Origin of the sequence: Kurthia sp. YJT4 (assembly GCF_030219945.1) — a bacterium.
In the GTDB taxonomy this organism is placed as follows: Bacteria; Bacillota; Bacilli; order Bacillales_A; family Planococcaceae; genus Kurthia; species Kurthia gibsonii.
On the sequence record NZ_CP126689.1, the window covers coordinates 2,171,631 to 2,191,742 of the forward strand.

At 34.9% G+C, this 20,112-nt stretch carries 21 protein-coding genes; 6 read left to right on the forward strand and 15 right to left on the reverse strand.

From position 1 onward, the window contains the following. Positions 1 to 3 precede the first annotated feature (3 nt). The 4 genes from QN089_RS10710 to QN089_RS10725 form a co-directional block, all read right to left on the reverse strand. Complete coding sequence (locus QN089_RS10710; protein ID WP_068451807.1) at positions 4 to 813, reverse strand: DUF1444 family protein; 810 nt, start codon at positions 811 to 813, stop codon at positions 4 to 6. 12 nt (positions 814 to 825) lie between these two features. Then, positions 826 to 1,137 (reverse strand): thioredoxin family protein, encoded by a 312-nt coding sequence (locus QN089_RS10715; RefSeq protein ID WP_068451804.1) that lies wholly within the window; start codon positions 1,135 to 1,137, stop codon positions 826 to 828. A 67-nt stretch (positions 1,138 to 1,204) separates the two neighbouring features. Next, a complete protein-coding gene (locus QN089_RS10720) occupies positions 1,205 to 1,729 on the reverse strand; it encodes a DUF84 family protein (RefSeq protein WP_325922265.1) in 525 nt (174 codons plus the stop codon). A gap of 79 nt (positions 1,730 to 1,808) precedes the next feature. After that, positions 1,809 to 2,882: a M42 family metallopeptidase gene (locus QN089_RS10725; protein WP_285215294.1), complete on the reverse strand. Its 1,074-nt coding sequence runs from the start codon at positions 2,880 to 2,882 to the stop codon at positions 1,809 to 1,811. A gap of 172 nt (positions 2,883 to 3,054) precedes the next feature. Between QN089_RS10725 and QN089_RS10730 the strand changes: the two genes are divergently transcribed. Then, positions 3,055 to 3,372 carry a peptidase M4 gene (locus QN089_RS10730; RefSeq protein ID WP_068451794.1) on the forward strand — a complete coding sequence of 106 codons (318 nt, stop codon included), beginning with the start codon at positions 3,055 to 3,057 and terminating at the stop codon, positions 3,370 to 3,372. Positions 3,373 to 3,489: 117 nt separating this feature from the next. Here the strand turns inward: QN089_RS10730 and QN089_RS10735 are convergent, their stop codons facing one another. The 7 genes from QN089_RS10735 to QN089_RS10765 all read right to left on the reverse strand — a co-directional run bounded on the left by QN089_RS10735 (position 3,490) and on the right by QN089_RS10765 (position 11,197). Continuing rightward, on the reverse strand, positions 3,490 to 4,350 hold the full coding sequence (locus QN089_RS10735) for a YtnP family quorum-quenching lactonase (RefSeq protein ID WP_068451791.1): 861 nt from the start codon (positions 4,348 to 4,350) through the stop codon (positions 3,490 to 3,492). 80 nt (positions 4,351 to 4,430) lie between these two features. After that, on the reverse strand, positions 4,431 to 5,048 hold the full coding sequence (locus tag QN089_RS10740) for a hypothetical protein (protein ID WP_285215295.1): 618 nt from the start codon (positions 5,046 to 5,048) through the stop codon (positions 4,431 to 4,433). Between the two features lie 79 nt (positions 5,049 to 5,127). Then, positions 5,128 to 5,781, reverse strand: coding sequence for a tRNA (guanosine(46)-N7)-methyltransferase TrmB (gene trmB, locus QN089_RS10745; protein WP_068451785.1), 654 nt, complete (start codon positions 5,779 to 5,781; stop codon positions 5,128 to 5,130). Between the two features lie 58 nt (positions 5,782 to 5,839). Then, positions 5,840 to 6,754 (reverse strand): diacylglycerol/lipid kinase family protein, encoded by a 915-nt coding sequence (locus QN089_RS10750; RefSeq protein WP_068451782.1) that lies wholly within the window; start codon positions 6,752 to 6,754, stop codon positions 5,840 to 5,842. Positions 6,755 to 6,756: 2 nt separating this feature from the next. Further along, positions 6,757 to 7,743, reverse strand: coding sequence for an NERD domain-containing protein (locus QN089_RS10755; RefSeq protein ID WP_068451780.1), 987 nt, complete (start codon positions 7,741 to 7,743; stop codon positions 6,757 to 6,759). A gap of 82 nt (positions 7,744 to 7,825) precedes the next feature. After that, positions 7,826 to 8,674: a D-amino-acid transaminase gene (dat, locus tag QN089_RS10760; protein ID WP_087680421.1), complete on the reverse strand. Its 849-nt coding sequence runs from the start codon at positions 8,672 to 8,674 to the stop codon at positions 7,826 to 7,828. A gap of 177 nt (positions 8,675 to 8,851) precedes the next feature. Then, positions 8,852 to 11,197 carry a glycoside hydrolase family protein gene (locus tag QN089_RS10765; protein ID WP_285215296.1) on the reverse strand — a complete coding sequence of 782 codons (2,346 nt, stop codon included), beginning with the start codon at positions 11,195 to 11,197 and terminating at the stop codon, positions 8,852 to 8,854. 570 nt (positions 11,198 to 11,767) lie between these two features. On the opposite strand from QN089_RS10765, the gene QN089_RS10770 reads away from it, so the two are divergent. Further along, on the forward strand, positions 11,768 to 11,989 hold the full coding sequence (locus QN089_RS10770) for a DeoR family transcriptional regulator (protein WP_068451771.1): 222 nt from the start codon (positions 11,768 to 11,770) through the stop codon (positions 11,987 to 11,989). 151 nt (positions 11,990 to 12,140) lie between these two features. Here the strand turns inward: QN089_RS10770 and QN089_RS10775 are convergent, their stop codons facing one another. Beyond that, entirely contained in the window at positions 12,141 to 12,854 is a 714-nt protein-coding gene (locus QN089_RS10775) for a pseudouridine synthase (RefSeq protein ID WP_068451768.1), read from the reverse strand. Positions 12,855 to 12,862: 8 nt separating this feature from the next. Then, entirely contained in the window at positions 12,863 to 14,473 is a 1,611-nt protein-coding gene (locus tag QN089_RS10780; RefSeq protein WP_285215297.1) for a putative polysaccharide biosynthesis protein, read from the reverse strand. 126 nt (positions 14,474 to 14,599) lie between these two features. Between QN089_RS10780 and QN089_RS10785 the strand changes: the two genes are divergently transcribed. From QN089_RS10785 to QN089_RS10795, 3 genes are all read left to right on the forward strand, one after another. Next, on the forward strand, positions 14,600 to 15,865 hold the full coding sequence (locus tag QN089_RS10785; RefSeq protein WP_285215298.1) for a BaiN/RdsA family NAD(P)/FAD-dependent oxidoreductase: 1,266 nt from the start codon (positions 14,600 to 14,602) through the stop codon (positions 15,863 to 15,865). Between the two features lie 181 nt (positions 15,866 to 16,046). Beyond that, positions 16,047 to 17,267 (forward strand): GGDEF domain-containing protein, encoded by a 1,221-nt coding sequence (locus QN089_RS10790; RefSeq protein ID WP_285215299.1) that lies wholly within the window; start codon positions 16,047 to 16,049, stop codon positions 17,265 to 17,267. Between the two features lie 62 nt (positions 17,268 to 17,329). Further along, positions 17,330 to 17,950 (forward strand): glucosaminidase domain-containing protein, encoded by a 621-nt coding sequence (locus tag QN089_RS10795; RefSeq protein ID WP_068451758.1) that lies wholly within the window; start codon positions 17,330 to 17,332, stop codon positions 17,948 to 17,950. A 79-nt stretch (positions 17,951 to 18,029) separates the two neighbouring features. Here QN089_RS10795 and QN089_RS10800 read toward each other — a convergent pair whose 3' ends face one another. Continuing rightward, a complete protein-coding gene (locus tag QN089_RS10800; protein WP_285215300.1) occupies positions 18,030 to 18,317 on the reverse strand; it encodes a hypothetical protein in 288 nt (95 codons plus the stop codon). A 128-nt stretch (positions 18,318 to 18,445) separates the two neighbouring features. After that, positions 18,446 to 19,069 carry a Bax inhibitor-1/YccA family protein gene (locus tag QN089_RS10805; protein ID WP_285215301.1) on the reverse strand — a complete coding sequence of 208 codons (624 nt, stop codon included), beginning with the start codon at positions 19,067 to 19,069 and terminating at the stop codon, positions 18,446 to 18,448. 100 nt (positions 19,070 to 19,169) lie between these two features. Between QN089_RS10805 and QN089_RS10810 the strand changes: the two genes are divergently transcribed. Continuing rightward, the gene (locus QN089_RS10810) at positions 19,170 to 20,093 is read left to right on the forward strand and encodes a ketopantoate reductase family protein (RefSeq protein ID WP_481810418.1); all 924 of its coding nucleotides are present in this window, start codon (positions 19,170 to 19,172) and stop codon (positions 20,091 to 20,093) included. Positions 20,094 to 20,112 lie beyond the last annotated feature (19 nt).

Here is a 20,112-nt window from a genome sequence, read left to right on the forward strand (position 1 = left end):
TACTTATTCTTTCTCCTTTTTCACACTATTTTTTGCCATAATAAATATAGGCTCTAATTTTTGGTTTTCGTAAATGAATGATAATGATGTGATGGGCACAGCACCTACTGAGAAGAAGTGCATTGTCATCTGTGCTAAAACATCATATCCCTCTTTATTTCGTATGTCTCCAATAATGAGTACATCTTGATGTGGTACAGAAACGGTCATATCACCTTCAACCTTATTCGCCATCTCTTGTAGGAAAGCTTCGTTTAAAATACGGCTCGCATCATATCCATCATTGTGATTTAAGAAGTAAAATACATTGCCCGCGACTTCATCTTGTTTGACGTCTGTTTTTAAAGAACGTACTTGGAAACGCGCCATTTCTTTTACTTGTGTCTCTGTTAAATTTAATTGACTGAGCATACTCTCATCAATTAGACGATACGTATTTCCTAAATCAAGCGCAAAGAAAATCGTCGTTTCAGCAGTATGCTTTTCTGTAATGAAAGGAATACCGTCTTTTGTTTTCTTCGGGAATGAACCTGAACGAATGGCTGGATAAATCGTAATATTTTGCCCAAATCCCTCTGCCTGTTCACGTAACATCGCTTCGAAAGTTTGTTCAATAATATATACGACCTCGTCAATCGCAGCTTCTTGACGCTGTTCGTACTTATTCAGTACATCGCCAAGCATTAAGTCCATACCTTTTTGTAACGCTCGATGTTCAATGCGTAGTTTATTCGTTTTCCCATCTAATTCCCACGCATACGTATCTTCACCTAAACGTTCTTTCAACGCTTGAATTAATTCAGGTGCTTTCATGTCATCACTCCATTATTGTGCAAGAAGAAATTCTTCAATTTCTTGTTGTGTTTTACGATCTTTTGATACAAAGCGACCTGTTTCTTGACCATCTTTATAAGCGATAAAACTTGGAATACCAAAAATATCAAGTTCGATACATAAATCGATAAACTGATCACGATCTACTAATACAAATTCAAAATCGTTAAATTTTGTTTCCAAAGCTGGCATAAACGGTTCGATAAAACGACAATCTGGACACCAGCCTGCTGAAAATACAAATACCGTTTTGCCTTGTGCTTTGATTGTTTCAAATTGCTCTACACTTTGTAATGTTTTCATTTTTCTAACCTCCGTATCAAATATAGGACTTCCTCATTCTAACTGTACCATCTATTCCTTTGCAACTCTACTGTTTCGACCAATAACGATACTGTCCTACTAACATTTCCACAATTGGTTCAAACATCTGTGCACGATCAATTAATCCATCTGTAAATACACCAATCGCACCTGCATGTTGTCTCGTATCTTGTTCTTTTGTGTAACGATCCATAACAGGTCCAAGCTCTTCACCTGCAATTAATGATTGGACGATTTCGATTGGTAAGGGTATTTGTGCACCTGCTGCTGTGTAAGTATGCTCTTTCGTTGCAAGAGCTGCCCAGTTACATAAGTAGAGTTCTTTACCAATCCATTTCACACCGCCTTCTAACCCAAAGGCAAGGTCTGCTCTTGATGTCTGTAACGTCTGCTTTGCTCGATTAATCGCACCAAGACGCGTTTCTTCATCTGAAAAAGGTTGTGCGCTTACACCTGAGTCTACATCATAGCCAGTGATACTTGAAATTTCGATGAGTGTACGATTTACTACTGTTTCCACTGCTTTTAATTTTGCTTTATTTTTTGTTCCTACTGCGATCTTCACATTCATCACTCCTGCATCTTTCATGTAACTTGAAGAAATGAAAGAAGAAATCGCAACCGTTCACGACTTCTTCTTTCAAAGTTATTTAACCATTTTGTTGGATTGTTTCCCATGTTGTGCGGTCTGCATTACGTACAAGTGTCACGATTAATTCTTTTGCTGCATCAATATCATCTGTATGAATAATTGAAGCGTGTGTATGAATATAACGTGAACAAATACCAATAACAGAAGACGGTACACCATTATTTGAGATATGAACATTCCCTGCATCTGTACCACCCGGTGATACAAAATATTGATATGGAATATTATTTGATTCTGCTGTATCTAGAATATATTCCCGCATGCCTTTATGTGTCACCATCGTACGATCAAAAATACGTAATAATGCACCTTTACCTAACTGACCAAATTGATTACGGTCACCTGTTACATCATTTGCTGGACTTGCATCAAGCGCAAAGAATAAATCTGGTTTAATCATATTAGCTGAAACTTTTGCACCGCGAAGCCCTACTTCTTCCATTACATTTGCGCCTGAATATAATGTATTTGGTAATTTTTCACCTTTTACTTCTTTTAGGAGTTCAATTGCTAAACCACAGCCATAGCGATTATCCCACGCTTTTGCCATGATTTTTTTAGGATTTGCCATTTGAACAAATTGACTTGTTGGAATAATCGATTGACCTGGTTTAATGCCCATCGACATCGCATCATCTTTATCATCTGCACCAACATCAATTAGCATATTTTTAATTTCTGTCGGTTTTTTCGCCATCTCGGGCGTTAATAAATGTGGTGGCACTGAACTAATAACCCCTGGAATCACACCTTGGTCACCATAGATATCTACGCGCTGCGCAAGCATCACTTGATTTGACCAACCACCTAATGGTTGAAAACGAATCATACCGTTATCTGTAATTTGTGTCACCATGAATGCTACTTCATCCATATGTCCCGCAACTAAAATACGTGGTCCGTTCTCGTCACCCTTTTTTAATCCGAAAATCCCACCTAATTGATCTTGTACAATTTCGTCTGCATACTTTGATAATTCCTCACGCATAAAAGCTCGTACTGCATGTTCATTACCAGGTGCACCTGGTAATTCTGTTAATGTTTTAAATAATTGTAATGTGTCTTGATTCAATGAAATAGCCCCCTTAATTACATAAGCAATACCCTTATTTTAATATTAATATTTCCAAAAAACCACTGATAGTTTCGAAAACCGTAATATTCGACACTGTTTTCAATACCATAATTCCCCTTATTTATGGTACACTAATAAAGAATAGAACTAATGAGGGGGTATTCAAATTATGAAAGCACGTGACTTTATAATTGGTGTTGTTACAGGTGTAGCAGCTGCTTATGTCGTAAAAGAGGCGACGAAACAAGTGAATCCAAATCGCAATCCGAATGCCATTTTGGAAGAAATCAAGCAAGAGTTTAAAAAACAAGGACCAATCGATGGTTCGTGGATTTTCATGCAACCCGAAACATTCTATAAAGAAGATATTCCAATCTCTGTTTATAAGGGTGGAATTTCACGCATCGAAAATGGCGAAAGCGTAAACTTTGAATTCGCTGCTGATAGCAAAAGCGGTGTTATCGTTGACTTAGTACGCGTCGCATAATTTTTTTATATGTAGCTGTTAGTCAACCTAACATTTTTTACAAGGACACTCATGATTTCATGAGCGTCTTTTTTTATAACTAAAAAGAGAATGCGGAATTGCATTCTCACTTTAAAATTATTGAACTGGATTTTTCTCTGTTACAACAAGCTCGTCAATGACTTCCTTACCTGTTGGGTCCCATTTAATCAGACGCTTATGTGCATCATGGTAGAAGCTCACGAAGTAACCGTTCTCAAGAATTTCTGATACAAGCTCATCTTTTGCAAAAACAGATGTCATTGGATAATCATCATATGCCAGTACCCACAGTGGATTTTGATGTGCATGTGTTGGCATTAAATCTGCCATATGAATAATTGTCTCGCCATTTTGTGATAGACGAATAATTGCATGACCGTCACTATGTCCACCTGTATGAATCATTTGAATACCTTCAGCTACGTCCAACTTGTCTTCATATGTCTGTACTTGATGAACGATTGGCTCCCAGTTCTCTTTCCAATATGTGTTTTGTGAGCGAATATTCGGATTACGCATCTCATCCCATTCTACTTGTGTTGTGTAGATTGTCGCATTTGGAAAAACTGGAACAAGTTTTTCACCTTCATATTTTGTTAAACCACATGCATGATCAAAATGAAGATGTGTCATTAATACATAATCGATATCCGCAGGTGTTAAATTCAACTTTGCTAGGTCTTCTTCAATATGTGATTGATCTGTTACACCGTAATTGCGTAGTTGTTTTTCTGTGAATTTGCCATTACCTACACCTGAATCAATTAAATAATTTTTACCACCATATTGGATCAAAATTGGATGTGTTGGTAATTCAATTTGATTTTTGTCATTCACAGGATACTTTCTAGACCATAGTGGTTTTGGTACTACCCCAAACATCGCCCCACCATCTAAAAATGTAACACCACCATTTAGCCACGTTAATGTCATATCATGAAATTTGTAAGAATCCATCTGTTTATCCCCCTTGTTATGATTCGACTTCACTTCTATATTTTACCATGAAAAGCTCGAAAAAGTAATTATTTTCTTTTTTAAGTCGCGAAACCATCATTTTTATTTGGAGAACGATAGCGTAAAAAGGCTTTTGCTTGAATGATAGACTTCTCAATACAACACTCAATTGCACAATCCTCTTGTATCTCTTTTACGAGTAATTTCACTAACTTCGCCTGATTTTCTAGAATAATCTGTAATTCTGGTGTCATCTGAGAAAGTTCAATATTTTCTACTAAATAATACGTTTTAGTGCATAAATTCCTCATCAACATCTCATCATAAGCATGTTTCTCCATAATTTTACGTTTCCAAGCGTGTACATAATCCGTTAAAAAGCACGCCACAACAAAACGTTCTTTTCTTGTAAAGCGATCTAGAATCATTAAATACATTTCGGTTTTTTCAATTTCTTGAATACAAAAAATATTCACAGTATGAGAAAAAGTTTTAATATGATCGATGATGAGACATTCTTCTTGACTAATTAATAGTAACCAATGATTAAAAGCTGCTGCCCATGTATCCACTTCTGAATGAGTCAGATTAAATGCCGGTTGTAAGTCGTGGTAGTCTTGTGAATACTGTTGGAATTCTTCGACCAATATAGGATCAATCATGAATAGACTATGCTCTACTGATAGTTCCCTATACATCACTAACGCCTCCAGTTCGTTAACAATCGCCTAAAAAAAATAGATAACGTATTCATCACGTTACCTATTTTCTGTGTATTTAATCTTTTTTTGTGATAAATTGTGCTTCAACGCGATAAATTGGCTGACCTTTTGCAGAGAATTTTTCTTCATACTCTGTCATGATATTATCTGCTGGGTTATCCGCATGTAAATCAAGTGACACAAGCTTTAACTTCATGCCATAGTCTGTCATACTAATTAATGAATATTCAAATAAACCGCGATTATCCGTTTTAAAATGAATTTCACCATTATCGACTAATACCGCTTCGTATAATTTTAAGAAACCTTCATGTGTTAAACGACGTTTTGCATGACGTGATTTTGGCCATGGATCTGAGAAGTTTAGGTATAAACGATCGACATCATTTTTTGCAAAATACTTTTCTAAATCTGCACCATTTACACGCAGTAGACGTAAATTCGATGGTGAACCTGCATCTAATGCTTTCTCGCAAGCTTTCATCATAACACTATCAAATAATTCGATACCGATATAATTCACCTCTGGATTAGCAAGTGCCATTCCTGTAACGAATTGTCCTTTACCTGTTCCTACTTCGATGTGTAGTGGATGGTCATTACCGAATAATTCATTCCAGCGTCCACGATAATTTTCTGGATTTTGTACAACTATTTCAGGATGCGCATCTAAAAATTGTGGCGCATTTGGATTATTTCTAAGTCTCAAGCGTATTTCCTCATTTCTTTTTTACTTATCATCTGTTCATTTTAAAGAAACTATTCATTTAGTCAAGTGTGTTCACTGCTAATTGCCATTCATGTGGCATAATTTCGTAGTGGATTGTTTGACCGTACACAGTTTTGTCAATAAATTCGCCATCAACATGTCCATATACTTCACCGTGAATTGTCACGTCAAAAGAAGTTGCTTGCATCTGCTGTACTGCTTTAAACCGTGTATGTTTGCCAAAAAAGACAGTTCCAAAAATTAATAATAATTTCCACTTCGCAATATTATATACAATTGTTAGTTCAAGTAAATGATCATCTGCCTTGGATTGAGGTGAAATTTTCATTCCTCCACCAAAATAAGGTTGATTACTTACTACGACAAAATAACATGATGTGTAAGTTTTTTCATTGTTTATTGTAAGATCAAATGGTGTAAAACGGATTAGTTCTTGAAAAACAATCCAAGCATAAGCTACTTTACCGAGAGAGAACCGGTTCAATAGCTTTTTCAATTTAGATTGATTCGTGCGATATGTGACAAGTGCATCAAAGCCAAATCCACCATTATTAATAAAAAGAGACTGTTTCGTTCCTTTTATGAGTTTTCCTAAATCCATCGGAACGACTTCATGGCGCAAAAGAAATTGTTCAATCTGCTGTGCATTTTTAAATGTTGGATAAGCTCGACTAAAATCATTACCTGAACCGCCTTTTACCATACCGACAATTGCATGAGAATGGGCATGTGCACCTTCAACTACTTCATGCATCGTTCCGTCCCCACCAATTGCAATAAATAATATTTTTCGCTTATCTATCAGATGCTTTTCAACAATCTCCGCTGCATGTCCTGTGTAAGCAGTTCTCTCTAGCGTAAAAGGAACGGTTAATTCTTTTGTAATTTTTTCACATTGTTTTTTAGCACGACCATGCCCTGCTTGTTCATTCACAATAATGACTACTTCCATCGCTATTCTCCATCTGTAAACCATTCTGCACGCATAAATGACGTTGTTTGCATATGGTCTAGTAATAATTGTGCTGCTCTAAATTGCGTGTGTTTCATCGGTGAGCGATGATTTTTTAATTGCTCAAACCACTGGTCATAATGTCTTCGATCAATAAACTGCACCCCATACGAAGAACCTGGATAATCAATATATCCTCGTCTTGATAAAACAACTTTTTTAATACCTAGATGTAAATCATGATGTTCAAAAAAGGGCTTTAAAAGACTTTCCATTCGATTCAAACCAATTAGTGGATTGACAATATTTTTTGTTCGTTCACCAATTCGCTTCACCCAAAAGCGATCTGTATTAATACCAGAGAATGTCGCACGTTCTTCCGCATCAATCACTTGAATACAGTAGCAGTCTGTTGGTGTCAAAATCAAAATACCCAGTTCTACAGGTGCTTTTTTCACAAGAAGAATCGGTTCATATAATACAAAGAAAGTATCTGGTAGCTGTTGTAATAATTCTTTTAAAAATACGTCTCTTTGATAGCGCGGATCAATATTTGATTTTTCGCGCATCGTCGTACTTGCCCAGTTTAGTTGAAAACCAAACAACTGGTCCAAATACATGCGACGTAAATCTTGAATGGTCTGCGGACGGTACAATAGGTTCGGCTCAAAAGCAAAGCCAATATCTTCTTCCTCTTCTTGTTTTGGCTTTTCAAAAATTTCTTCTTCATGATCATCATATTCAAAATCTTGTTTTCGTTTTTTAAACGGATTTAATTTTTTAAAGAATTTTTTAGGTGTTGATTCATCATCTTCCCAAAGAATTTCTTCCTCTTCTTCCCATGTCTCTTCAAAAAGTGGTTTCGTTTCCCACTCTTTTTTCATGCGTTCCCACTTCGCCTGTTTCATTCGAATATACTGTGTTGGATAACGCGTCGCATCAACTTGATATCTCGAGATATAGTCTTGTAATTTAATAAGTTGTGCCATGTTATTCTCTCCTTAACATTCATCCATTCATTTCTAAAAAAGAGATTGTCCTGCTATTTATTTCGGACAATCTCTCATTTATTTACATCATTACTGCTGTTTTTACTTTTAATTCAAATGCCTGCTGTAAACGACGTGTCCATTCACCTGGTAAGCCATCTGCAATGGGGTGACAATCTACTTCAATAATGGGTGTCACTTCGGAAGTAGTCGATGTAAGTAATAATTCATCCATCTCTAAAGCCCGTTCACAAGTCATCGCTTCTTCTACAACAGGTAAACCTATTTCTTCGCAACATTGAAGTAATACGTGACGTGTAATACCATTCAAAATATAATTATTTACTGGATGTGTATAGAGCACCCCGTCTTTAATACCAAAAATATTCGAAGAAGAACCTTCTGTAATGACACCATCACGATGTAAAATCGCTTCATAGCAACCTTGCTCATGTGCTTTTTGCTTTGACAATACAGCGCCGAGTAAATTAAGTGATTTAATATCGCAACGTAACCAACGAATATCCTCATCAAAAATTGTTCTAACACCACGTTGTAAATTTTGTAGAGGTCTATCACCTTGTTGTGTATATGCGACAAATGTTGGAGCTACATCACTCGGGAAAAAATGTGTACGACTTGCTACACCGCGTGTAATTTGCATATAAACATGTCCTACTTCTAACTCATTTTCTTCAACTAAGTCATATAACATTTTGTGTAGTAAATCTTTTGTATAAGGAATAACGATTTGTAATTTTTCAGCGCATGTATAAAAACGGTCGATATGTTCTTTAATTGTGAACAACGAACCATTATAAACTTTAATCACTTCATAAATTCCGTCACCAAACTGAAAACCGCGATCTTCTATGTGAATATGTGCATCTTCAGCCTGTATCATTTGATTATTTAATAAAATTGTACGCAAAACTTTCCACTTCCTCATTTCTGTCTTCTTAGTTATTATGACAAATAATTTGATTTTGTGAAAGATACGATTCGAATCATCTCTAAATGCTGTATAAAAAATAAGTAACCAACACAAAACCGAACATGTTATGGATGCCAGTTGTTCATATATGTTCGGTTCTTGTATGTGTCAATTCTATTGTTTTATAATCGTTACCTTTTTCGGATTTGTATAAACTAAATATTGATCAGAAATTCGAATAAAATATTCATCTAAATCTTTTCCTATATTTGTTTCTAACGCGCGAATCGCTTCTTCATCAAGTCGATCATAGATAATTTCATACTCCTCTGCGTTCACATTATTACGCCAAGGAAGAAATTGCATTGCTCTTCCGACATTTTCAAATGTATTATGTTCATAACGTGGCGCATAAGAACCACTCGACAGAATACCTCTTTTTCCAGATTGTCCTACTGCAATATTTTTAAAATAGTTTTGTGAAATAATTGGTCCATCCCAATTCATCGCACGAATTGCATCATTACGAATGTCCATAAATATATTATTTTGGATGACAATGCCTTTATGAGGTTTTGATTCATAATGTACTCCTTTGATTATGCCTTCTCCTGAATATTTGTGCGTGCCAATTGCACGGTCAATATTTTTAAAAGTAGAGTCTTGAATTGTCACCCGGTTTACAGGGGTACGGTCAAAACTACTCCATTCAGAATTAAATCCTTTCGTTGCACGGTCAGGTGTATCAATGTTAATTGCTTCTTTCACCATATTTTCAGAAGGAGTAGAGTCTTCAAATGTACACGCATCAATTAATACATCTTGAGAAGCATCTAATTCAATAAAATGCCCAGAATTCATATTACGAAAATCGATATTTTTAAATACCACATTATTTGTATGTGCCATAATTACACCAAAACTAAAATATTTATGCTGCAAATCAATTGTTGCACGTCCTTGTGAATAAATCTTAATATTTTGAGAACCATCATACTCTCGGACACTAGCTTTTTTATTTGCTTTAGATGGTGGAACTAATTGGAATATCGAATTAGATAGCGGCATTGTTGTTGCATCTGTTTCTAATGCTTTTTTTAAAATAACACCATCTTCTAATTCTACTGTCACATTCGATGGTATAAATAATGTATTCGTAAGCATATACGTACCCTTCTCAATATAAACTGTTCCTCCGTCTTGCTTTTCTAATTGTTCAAAAATCGAACGTAAAACATAATAATCCTTTGTCATTGATGTGTAAGAAGGTCTTAATTCATACGTACGATTTAATGGCTTTGTATCATGATTCACATGATAAACGTCTTTTTGAAATTCTGCTTCATCCATAATTTCTGCTTGATTTCCCGTTTGATTATAGCTACCTGAAGGTAAAATGATGATATTTTGCTTTACTTGTCTTGCTTTGTTTGTTAATAAATCACGTTTATTATCTAGTGTAAATGTATTTTTTGCAGCTGAAAGACCTAACTGTAAACTTTCAGATAATGTGCGGAATGCAACCATTTGATTTGAACGAATAAACATATTTTTTCGAATAACAGGTGTTTGAACTGCACGCAACTCAATTGTTGCGTTTGCCTTCCCCATCGTATCGTCAAATTGATTACGGTCAATAATTGGATTGGCCCAACCAACTAAGTATAGTGAAGTATTGTTCATACGTTTTAATTGATTACTTTCAATTATTATTCCTGTTTGATGTGCTTTTTTGTTGTAAGTACTCGTTCTTACAGCCATGTATTGTGAATCGAATTGATTGTTTGATATGGTTACATATTGATTTGTTACTTGATCATGCTTAATCCATGCATAGTTCAAAACAGCCGCATGCTTCATTGCAGATTCTAATCGAATAGCAGGTGTTGTCGTTTGCTTTGTAGCATATAAAAAATGATTATTTTCAATATTTTGCTTCATTGAACCTATTATATGAATGAATGTGCCTTTGTGATTATTTCTAAATTGAATACCTGTTATACGCACATTATTTGTATGAGCACTCACAATCCCCTGTGCTTTTTCAATTTTCCCTAAATCTATTGTTGCACTACCATACCCTTTAATTGTAATATTTTTACTTCCTGCATACCCATTCACCTGTTTACCTTTTTTAACGGTTTGAGAAGGCACAAGAAGGAATAGTGATTTACTTGCTTTAAAATTCGCTTTACCTGTTTGGTTATATTTTTGGACTTTCGTTCCATCTTTTAATTCAAGTGTTGTATTTGAAGGAATATATAAGTTATTTGAAATTTTATACGTTCCTTTTTTTAAAATAAGTTTACCTCCACCTTCTTTTTCAATACGTTCTAAATAACCTTTTAGTAGATAATAATGTTTAGTGTGCTGATTACTATTTTTAGTTTTAATAAGCGGTTTACTATTCGGTGTCACTTGATATGTTTTTGCTTGTGCAACTTCTCCACTTACAAGCACAACAAATGATAGAGTGAACACACAAAGAAAGATAGCGCGCCAATTGATGCGAATTGTCATCTGTCCTCTCCTTTATCATATTCATATATGCTCATTTCCTTATGTAAAAATACATGAAACATTTTACGAGAAAATCGAATTAAAGATAGATTAATAGTTTAAAGCTTCCATTATAACCCGTCAATATTGTCTCTACAACTTAAACTCTTCTGGACTCTTTATCACTATTATATTTTACTTGTATTAAAATTATTGCAAACTATATTCATTTACAATACTTTTCTACTATCCACACTATAATTGTTCGTTACAATATTAATTTTTACCTAAATTATACAATAAAATAACTTTTCTATCGTTAAAAATAGTATATTTACACCTATAAAACGTACATTAATTGAATATAAATATATAATTGTACGTCTTTTACTGTAAAGCTATTGTAAAAAAAGCTTTTTCTATACTTTTTTATGGAAAAATAGTGCATAATCCGTTATAATATGATTGTCAGATAATACTGACGAAAAAACCGAAAAGGGAGATGTCTAAGGCAAAATAAATTTCGCCTACAGATCGCAATTTCTATCGTCCGCTAGTCTTGAGAATATAAGATGAAGGAGTGGTTCACCAATGAAACCAACAACTGATCGGATGCTTAACCGTATTAAAGATGTGTATAAATACATCCATGATAATGGAACTGTAACAACACAGGATTTAGTCGACGAATTCGGCATCACTCCTCGCACCATTCAAAGAGATTTGAATGTGTTAGCCTTTAATGACTTAGTTGAAAGTCCATCTAGAGGTAAATGGACAACGACGCGTAAAAAAGTGAAAATGACATCTTAGAAAGGTTACAATGAGTTTTATCTCACACTGACTCGTTGTATTGAGAAGCCAACAAGCCCTAAGAATAACATGCTGAGGCCAACTTCTCATATTACTCAAATCAACTATAAATGAACTTGTAAAAAAAGAATGACCCTGCTGCGTCGCGAGGTCATTCTTTTTGTTTTAATTTTTCTACTTCTTCTGTTGTTAATTCTCTATACTCGCCAAGCTCTAAATTTTCATCTAATTCGAGTGGTCCCATCGACAAGCGCTTTAAGTATGTCACTGTTTTACCAACTGACTCGAACATACGCTTCACTTGATGAAACTTACCTTCTGAAATCTCGAGCTCAATTTCAGATTGTTCCCCAGCTTTTAAAATCTTTAATTTCCCTGGTTTTGTATGATATCCGTCTTCTAATGTCACACCTTGTGCGAAAGCTTCAATATCTGCTTCGACTACTTCTCCTTCAATTTGAGCATAATACACTTTCGGTACGTGCTTTTTCGGAGACAAAAGATTGTGTGATAATTGACCATCGTTTGTAATGAGTAAAAAACCTTCTGTATCCTTATCTAAACGTCCAACAGGGAATGGTTTGAAATGTTGATGAAATGGATCTAACAAGTCAATGACTGTTTGATCATACATATCTTCTGTTGCTGAAATAACGCCCGGCGGCTTGTTCATCATCAAGTAAATAAACTCTTGATAATGAACGCGCTCACCATAGACCATCACTTCTTGTTTTTCTGGATCGACATGTTTTGCTACATCTTTCGTAACAACCCCATCTACTTTTACTGCTTGGCCTTTTAATAAAGCTTTTACTTCTTTACGAGAGCCAAAGCCCATATTCGATAATAATTTATCTAAACGCATATTTCCTCCTACATACCTAGTTTGCGTGCGATTTTCGTCACGCGACTACCTAATAATTTTTGTGCTAAACCGATACGCAGTGATAAATACCCATAAACAGCCACACCTACAGAACCACAGACAATAATATAAATCATTGCTGTAAAGCGTGTTTCTACTTCAGGTAAAATGAGTGATAATCCTTCGCGAGTTAGCCATACAATCAATGTCATAACCGCTGTTAAAATAACAATTAAAATAGAACGTCGAATGACCACTTGTGGTTTGTAATCTAATACTTTACTTAAAACAATTAAATTGATACCAATCGATACCATATAACCAATGGTTGTTGCTAAAATCGCACCATCTGCTTCTAACCATTGAATCATTGGGATGTTTATGGATAACTTCACTAAAATCCCTGTTAATAAACTTAAAATAATCCACTTTTGATAGTCAATTCCTTGTAACAATGCAGCCGTTACTTGGAAGAAAGCAAACAAAATCGCTACAGGTGCATAATGAGCTAACACGCTCGCTCCCATCGCATCTGGTTCATATAACATCGTGTACACATCATACGATAAAATCGAAATACCAATAACTGCTGGAAGTGTGATAAATAATAGAATTTGATATGTCTTATCTACAGCATCAATCAATTCACCACGCTGTTTTTGCGTATAATAACGTGTAATTGTCGGGACAAGTGCCATTGAAAATCCCGTTGCTAACATAACAGGGATAATGACAATCTTATGTGTAGTAAAGTTCAACATGCCAAGAATATTATCTGAAATTTTCGCTAAACCAATACTCGACATCGCTTGGTTAAACGTGAACATATCAACTAATTGGAATAGTGGATTTGCAACCCCTACAAAAATGTAAGGAATCGAATACGTAATAACTTCTTTATAAATCTTTTTGTAGCTGAGTTCTCCAGACGGGACACTCTCAGCTAACTTCAAATCAAATTCCGGCTTCAATTTACGCCAGTAATAATATAAACATAATAAACCACCAATAGCACCAATAAATGCTGAGAATACAGCGAATGATACTGCTGTTTGTGCCTGACCAGCAAACACATTCATTACTAAGAATGAGCCGACTAACAGCACAACAATTCGTACAATTTGTTCGACTAATTGTGATACTGCTGTTGGTGACATATGGTTATAACCTTGGAAGAATCCACGTAATAAACTCATAAATGGTACTGCGATTAATGCAAAACTTACCCAACGAATCACACTCGCAATTTGTGGCACTGTGAAAATTTGATCGTCATCTTTAATAACTAACTCTGCAATCGGTGTTGCTAGAGAATATAATGCGATAAACGATAAAATACCAGTTCCAAGCATAATCATTAAACCCGACTTGACGAGTTTTCTACCCGACTCATAATCACCCATACTATTATATTTAGCGACGAATTTCGAAACAGCTACAGGTGCTCCTGAAATGGCAATCGACAACATAATTGAATAAGGAATATATGCATAAGAATATAGTGTAACATTCTCTTGACCGATAATCGCGTAGAACGGGAATATGTATATAAGACCTAATACTTTTGATAAAAACATACCAATCGTAAGAATGGCAGTTCCCTTCATTAATGATGACATAAAATCCTTCCATTCTGTCCAAATCTAATAAAACCTAAACTATAGTTTACAACTCGATATACAATTACTCAAATAGTTTCTTCATTTCATGTATAATAAAATAAAAAAAGAAAGTGAGCTAGAAAAATGTATGATGTAATTGTAATTGGCGGTGGACCATCTGGACTAATGGCCGCAATCGCTGCTGGGTCTAAAGGTAAAAAAGTATTGTTGCTTGAAAAAGGTAAAAAGCTAGGGCAGAAATTAGCGATTTCTGGAGGTGGTCGTTGTAATGTAACGAACCGCCTACCTGTTGAGGAAATTGTTAAACATATTCCTGGTAACGGCCGCTTTCTTTATAGTCCTTTTACGGTATTTAATAACGAAGATATTATCGCATTCTTTGAAAATCTAGGTGTTGCTTTAAAAGAAGAAGATCACGGGCGTATGTTTCCTGTATCAAATCGCGCACTAGATGTTGTAGATGCGCTGTTACGCGAACTTGATCGTCTTCACGTCGAAGTACGCAAATTAACAAAAGTAAGTAAGTTACTCATGGACGATGAAAAAGTGATTGGCGTTCGTTTAGAAGATGGTACCGAAATCAAATCACAAGCAGTTATTGTCGCAGTCGGTGGTAAAGCTGTACCTCAAACTGGTTCAACAGGTGACGGTTATCCATGGGCTGAAAAAGCTGGACACACTGTAACAGATCTCTATCCAACAGAAGTTCCCTTACTATCAAATGATGACTTTATCCAATCAAAAGAACTTCAAGGTTTAGCACTTCGCGATGCCGCTGTATCCGTTCTTAAAAAAAATGGTAAACCGATTGTAACACATACAATGGACATGCTTTTTACACATTTCGGTTTAAGTGGTCCAGCCATTCTTCGTTGTAGCCAATATGTTGTAAAAGAACTTAAGAAAAATGGTCAGAAACCTGTTACGATGCGCATTGCAGCTTTACCAGAACATAATGCTGAATCCGCTTTTCAAATGCTCTTTAAATTGGCAAAAGATGAGCCGAAAAAAGCGCTAAAAAACGTCTGGAAAGGCATTGTTCCAGAGCGCTGGTTACTTTTTTTAATGCAACGTGCAAATATCGATGAAGCATTAACAGGAGCGGATTTATCTGCTGAGCAAACGCGCACGCTCGCACAATCACTTGTCGCATTCGAAATGACTGTCTACGGTACACAACCAATTGAAAAAGCTTTTGTAACAGGTGGTGGTGTATCTACGAAAGAAATCGAACCACAAACAATGGCTTCTAAGAAAAAACACGGTCTATTTTTCTGTGGCGAAATTTTAGACGTACATGGTTATACAGGTGGTTATAATATCACTGCAGCTCTAGTCACAGGACATATTGCAGGTGATAGCGCAGCTTCTCTCTCATACCCTATCTAACGTTTTTTAAGTACGAATCGTTTCCATACGATTCGTATTTTTTATGCCAAAATCTATTTCTGTCACAAATTTGTACGTTATATATATGAACATATTGTTTTTAATTCTTTTTAAGCACATAAATTCTATATTATGGTATTCTATAGGAATAAGTAAACAACTAAGAATTGGAGTGCATTGCATGAAAAAGTTATTTGCGAATTTATCACATTCGCCTCCAGCATCGATTTATATTCAACGTGAATTTGCCAAACAAAATATTAAAAGATTATTTCTTGTTTCGATATTTTCGTTATTTATGCTTTCCGCTATTTTTTTAATTAACTTATATGCACACACACATACTACATATCATTTTAAAGACTATAAAGGATATGTTATTTGCTACATTCTTATTATAGCAATTAATATTTTTACATTAATTTATGCTTTTAAACATCGAAGAAAACAGGCAATCTCGATTGAACAAACTAAAAACATCAATGCGATCATCTTTTTATACGTTTGGATTACCCTTCTGAGCAGTTGCTATATTTCAAATTATGACCAACAATTACATGGACAAATTGTGATTTACTTAGTCTATACTTTCTTATGTTCATGCGTTGTAATTATACCTCTCAGAAAAACGATGATTCCGATTTTATTTTGCACAATTTTACTTAGTATAGCTATTATTTTCAACTCAAACTTTATTACATCCGGACAATTTAATTTAATCTTATTACTATTAATTACTGTTTTAACACTTTCTTTAAATTACTTGAATTATCGTATTATGAAACAACACTTAGAGCAAAATCAACGTCTTGTTGAAGAAAAGCAAGTATCAAAAATGTTAACAAAAGAACTTAGAGCTGCTGCTTATACAGATGAATTAACTAATTTATCAAATCGTCGCGGCTATTTACATCATTTAGATTATTTACAAACACAACTTCCTTGTAAAATGACCGTGCTCATGATTGATATTGATTGTTTTAAAAAATATAATGATTACTATGGACATGCGTATGGAGATATCGTACTTGCAAAAGTCGCTTCTACACTACATGATTTATGTGCAGGTCCGAATCGATTTGCTTCACGTTGGGGTGGAGAAGAGTTTTTAGTACTCCTTCAAAATCATACAGAGAATGAAGTACATCGATTTTATAAGCAATTTTTAAACCAGATTAATTCATACCACATCCAACATGTAGCTTCTGAAACTGCCGATTATTTAACTTTTAGTATTGGTGGGAATTCACAGACTATTATACATGTAGATGATATGAATACTTGCATATTACATGCTGACGAAGCTCAATATATGGTAAAACATTCAACAAAAAATGATTTTGTTTTAATGGAAAATGGGAAGATTATTTCTATGCCAGACTCTATTGCACAATGTCAATAAACGGAACTTTTTATGTTTATAAACGTTTTAATTGTAATCGCGTAAAATAAAAGGAGATCAACATGCGAAAAGCTTCACAATTACTCATTGGAATTATTATTGCTCTTAGTCTTTTTATTTTTTGTGTCGTGTTATTAGTTAAAACACTTATATTTAATAACGAAGCACAACCTAAACCAGTAGAATCAAAGAAAGTCGGTTACACAGAAAAAGAATTTATCAAAAAAATTGCACCAACTGCTCAAAAAATTGCAGACCGCTATGGTTTATACGCTTCTGTTATGATTGCACAAGCAACACTCGAAAGTAACTCCGGAAACAGTGAACTTGCTAGTGCACCCAATTACAATCTTTTTGGAATTAAAGGAACGTATAAAGGTGAAAGTGTTCTACTACCTACTCAAGAAGATGATGGTAAAGGGAATTTACGTACCATTGATGCTGCATTTCGAAAGTACAATTCTTACGAAGAGAGCATGAAAGATTATGCAACACTTTTAAAGAACGGCACTTCATGGAACAAGAAATTTTATAAAAAAACATTCAAGTCTTCCGCTTCTACCTATCAAGAAGCAACAGAAGCATTAACAGGTAGTTATGCTACCGACACAAAGTATAATAAAAAATTAAATGCGATGATTCAGCAGTATAACTTACAAAAATATGATGAATCGAAGAACTAACTTCTATAAGCACAAAAGGAAGAAGAACCTCGCTCAATGCGTTGGCTCATCTTCCTTTTTATTTATGTATATATGCAAGCTAACTTAAAAACGTCTTTGAATAGCTATCAATTTGATTAAAAATCATAAATTCTGCCATTGTTTTAATCTGTTCAATTATCTTTTGATCGTCTGTCAAAGCTAATTCAAAGTCTGCTGCGTTCTTTTCAATCTGAATAACCCCATTTGATAAATCAACAGCTACAGATAAATACATCTGCTGGTCAATTGTTACCTTTGCTTCTACCTTCTTTTTCTCTAAATCAATAAATGGATAATGATATGTAATCGTATTCTCTGTATTACTTTGTTTTTTTGAATTGATCATATGCTCTCCTCCACTTCTACAAACACACTATAAACACCCTTATTACACACAATAATGAAAACAGTTGAAAAACGCAACTTTTTCATAGAGAAAGGAGAGTTGTCAGACCTATAACAACTCGCCTTCATTTAAAATGTGCGACGAATATTGTACACAAGACTTAATAGATATTGGAATAAGTTAATGAAATCTAAATATAAATTTAGTGCAATCATCGGTACATCTTCATCCTTAATTGGTTGTTTTGCAATTCGATTCATATCGAAAATCGTATAAACCGTAAATACAATGACCCCTAATGCACTAACGAAAATCCATACGACTGATGAGAATTTCACAAAAATCGCAATGATTGAGAATGCGATTAAACCAACTAATAAGATGAATAAGATACTTCCTTTATTCGTAAAGTCTCGTTTCGTATAATAACCATATAAACCAGCTGCGATGAAGATGATGGCAGTCGTCCCTAAAATAAGCAAGACCATTCCTCCACCTAATGCACCTAGATAAAAATTTAACGCACTATAAAATGTAATACCGACTAATATTGCGACAATAATCGATATGAATCTTCCTAACCTTCTCATTGTACGACTAAACATCATTGCAATTAGTAAGATTAACGTCACAATACTAAGTGGTAATATAAAGGCCTGTGGTAATATGGTTCCTATTAATAATCCAATAATTGTAAAAAACCATAAGACTGTGAAGAATTGTAGCACTTTATTGAATTGTTGTTTTTCCATCGGCGTTCGCCTCCATTACCTTACTTACTGTTTTTATACCCGATTTGTTTCATTTTTCAGCAAAAAATTTGTTATGATACGTTTATGACATAATTTAGGAGTGGGTCAATTGAAAATTCAACAAGTAGCAATCGTAGGACTTGGTGCACTTGGTGTACTGTATGCAGAACATTTTTCAAAACGATTACCAAAGGAACGCGTAGAAGTGATTGCAGACGCTACACGTATTGAACGCTATAAACGCGACGGTATTTTTTGTAATGGCGAACCTTGTACATTTCATTATGTAACACCTGAACAAGCGACACCCGCAGATTTGATTTTAATCGCAACAAAGTTTGATGGTTTATCTGAAGCCATTGAGATAATTCGTCCAATCGTACAAAAACAAACGATTATTCTCTCTGTATTAAATGGCATTATTAGTGAAGAAGAAATTGCAAAAGTTTTCGGTGTCGAACATACACTATATTGTGTAGCACAAGGAATGGATGCTTTAAAAACAGGCAACCATATGACTTATGTCAATAAAGGCTTACTTTGTATCAGGGCGGACTTAGAAGGAATGGAACTCGAACGCCTACATACCGTTACAAAATTCTTCGATGAAACGGAATTCCCTTATGAAGTCGATCCACAAATGCGCCATCGCTTATGGGGGAAATTCATGTTAAATGTAGGTGTTAATCAAACTGTTGCTGCAATTGAAGGTACATTCCACGATGTTCAAATCGAGGGTGAAGCGCGCGATATGATGATTAGTGCCATGCGAGAAGTAATCAAAATTGGACAAGCAGAAGGTATCGCACTATCCGAAAAAGATTTAGCTTATTGGCTTGATATTCTAGCCACGCTTAACCCAGAAGGAAAACCTTCCATGGCACAGGATGTCGACGCAAAAAGAAAAAGCGAGCTACCACTTTTCGCAGGAACAATCCGAAAATTAGGTGTAAAACATCAAATTGCTACACCAACGAATGATAAACTTTACGCAATTATCCAGGCAAAAGAATCAAATTATTAGCATGAAAGCACTTTCATTT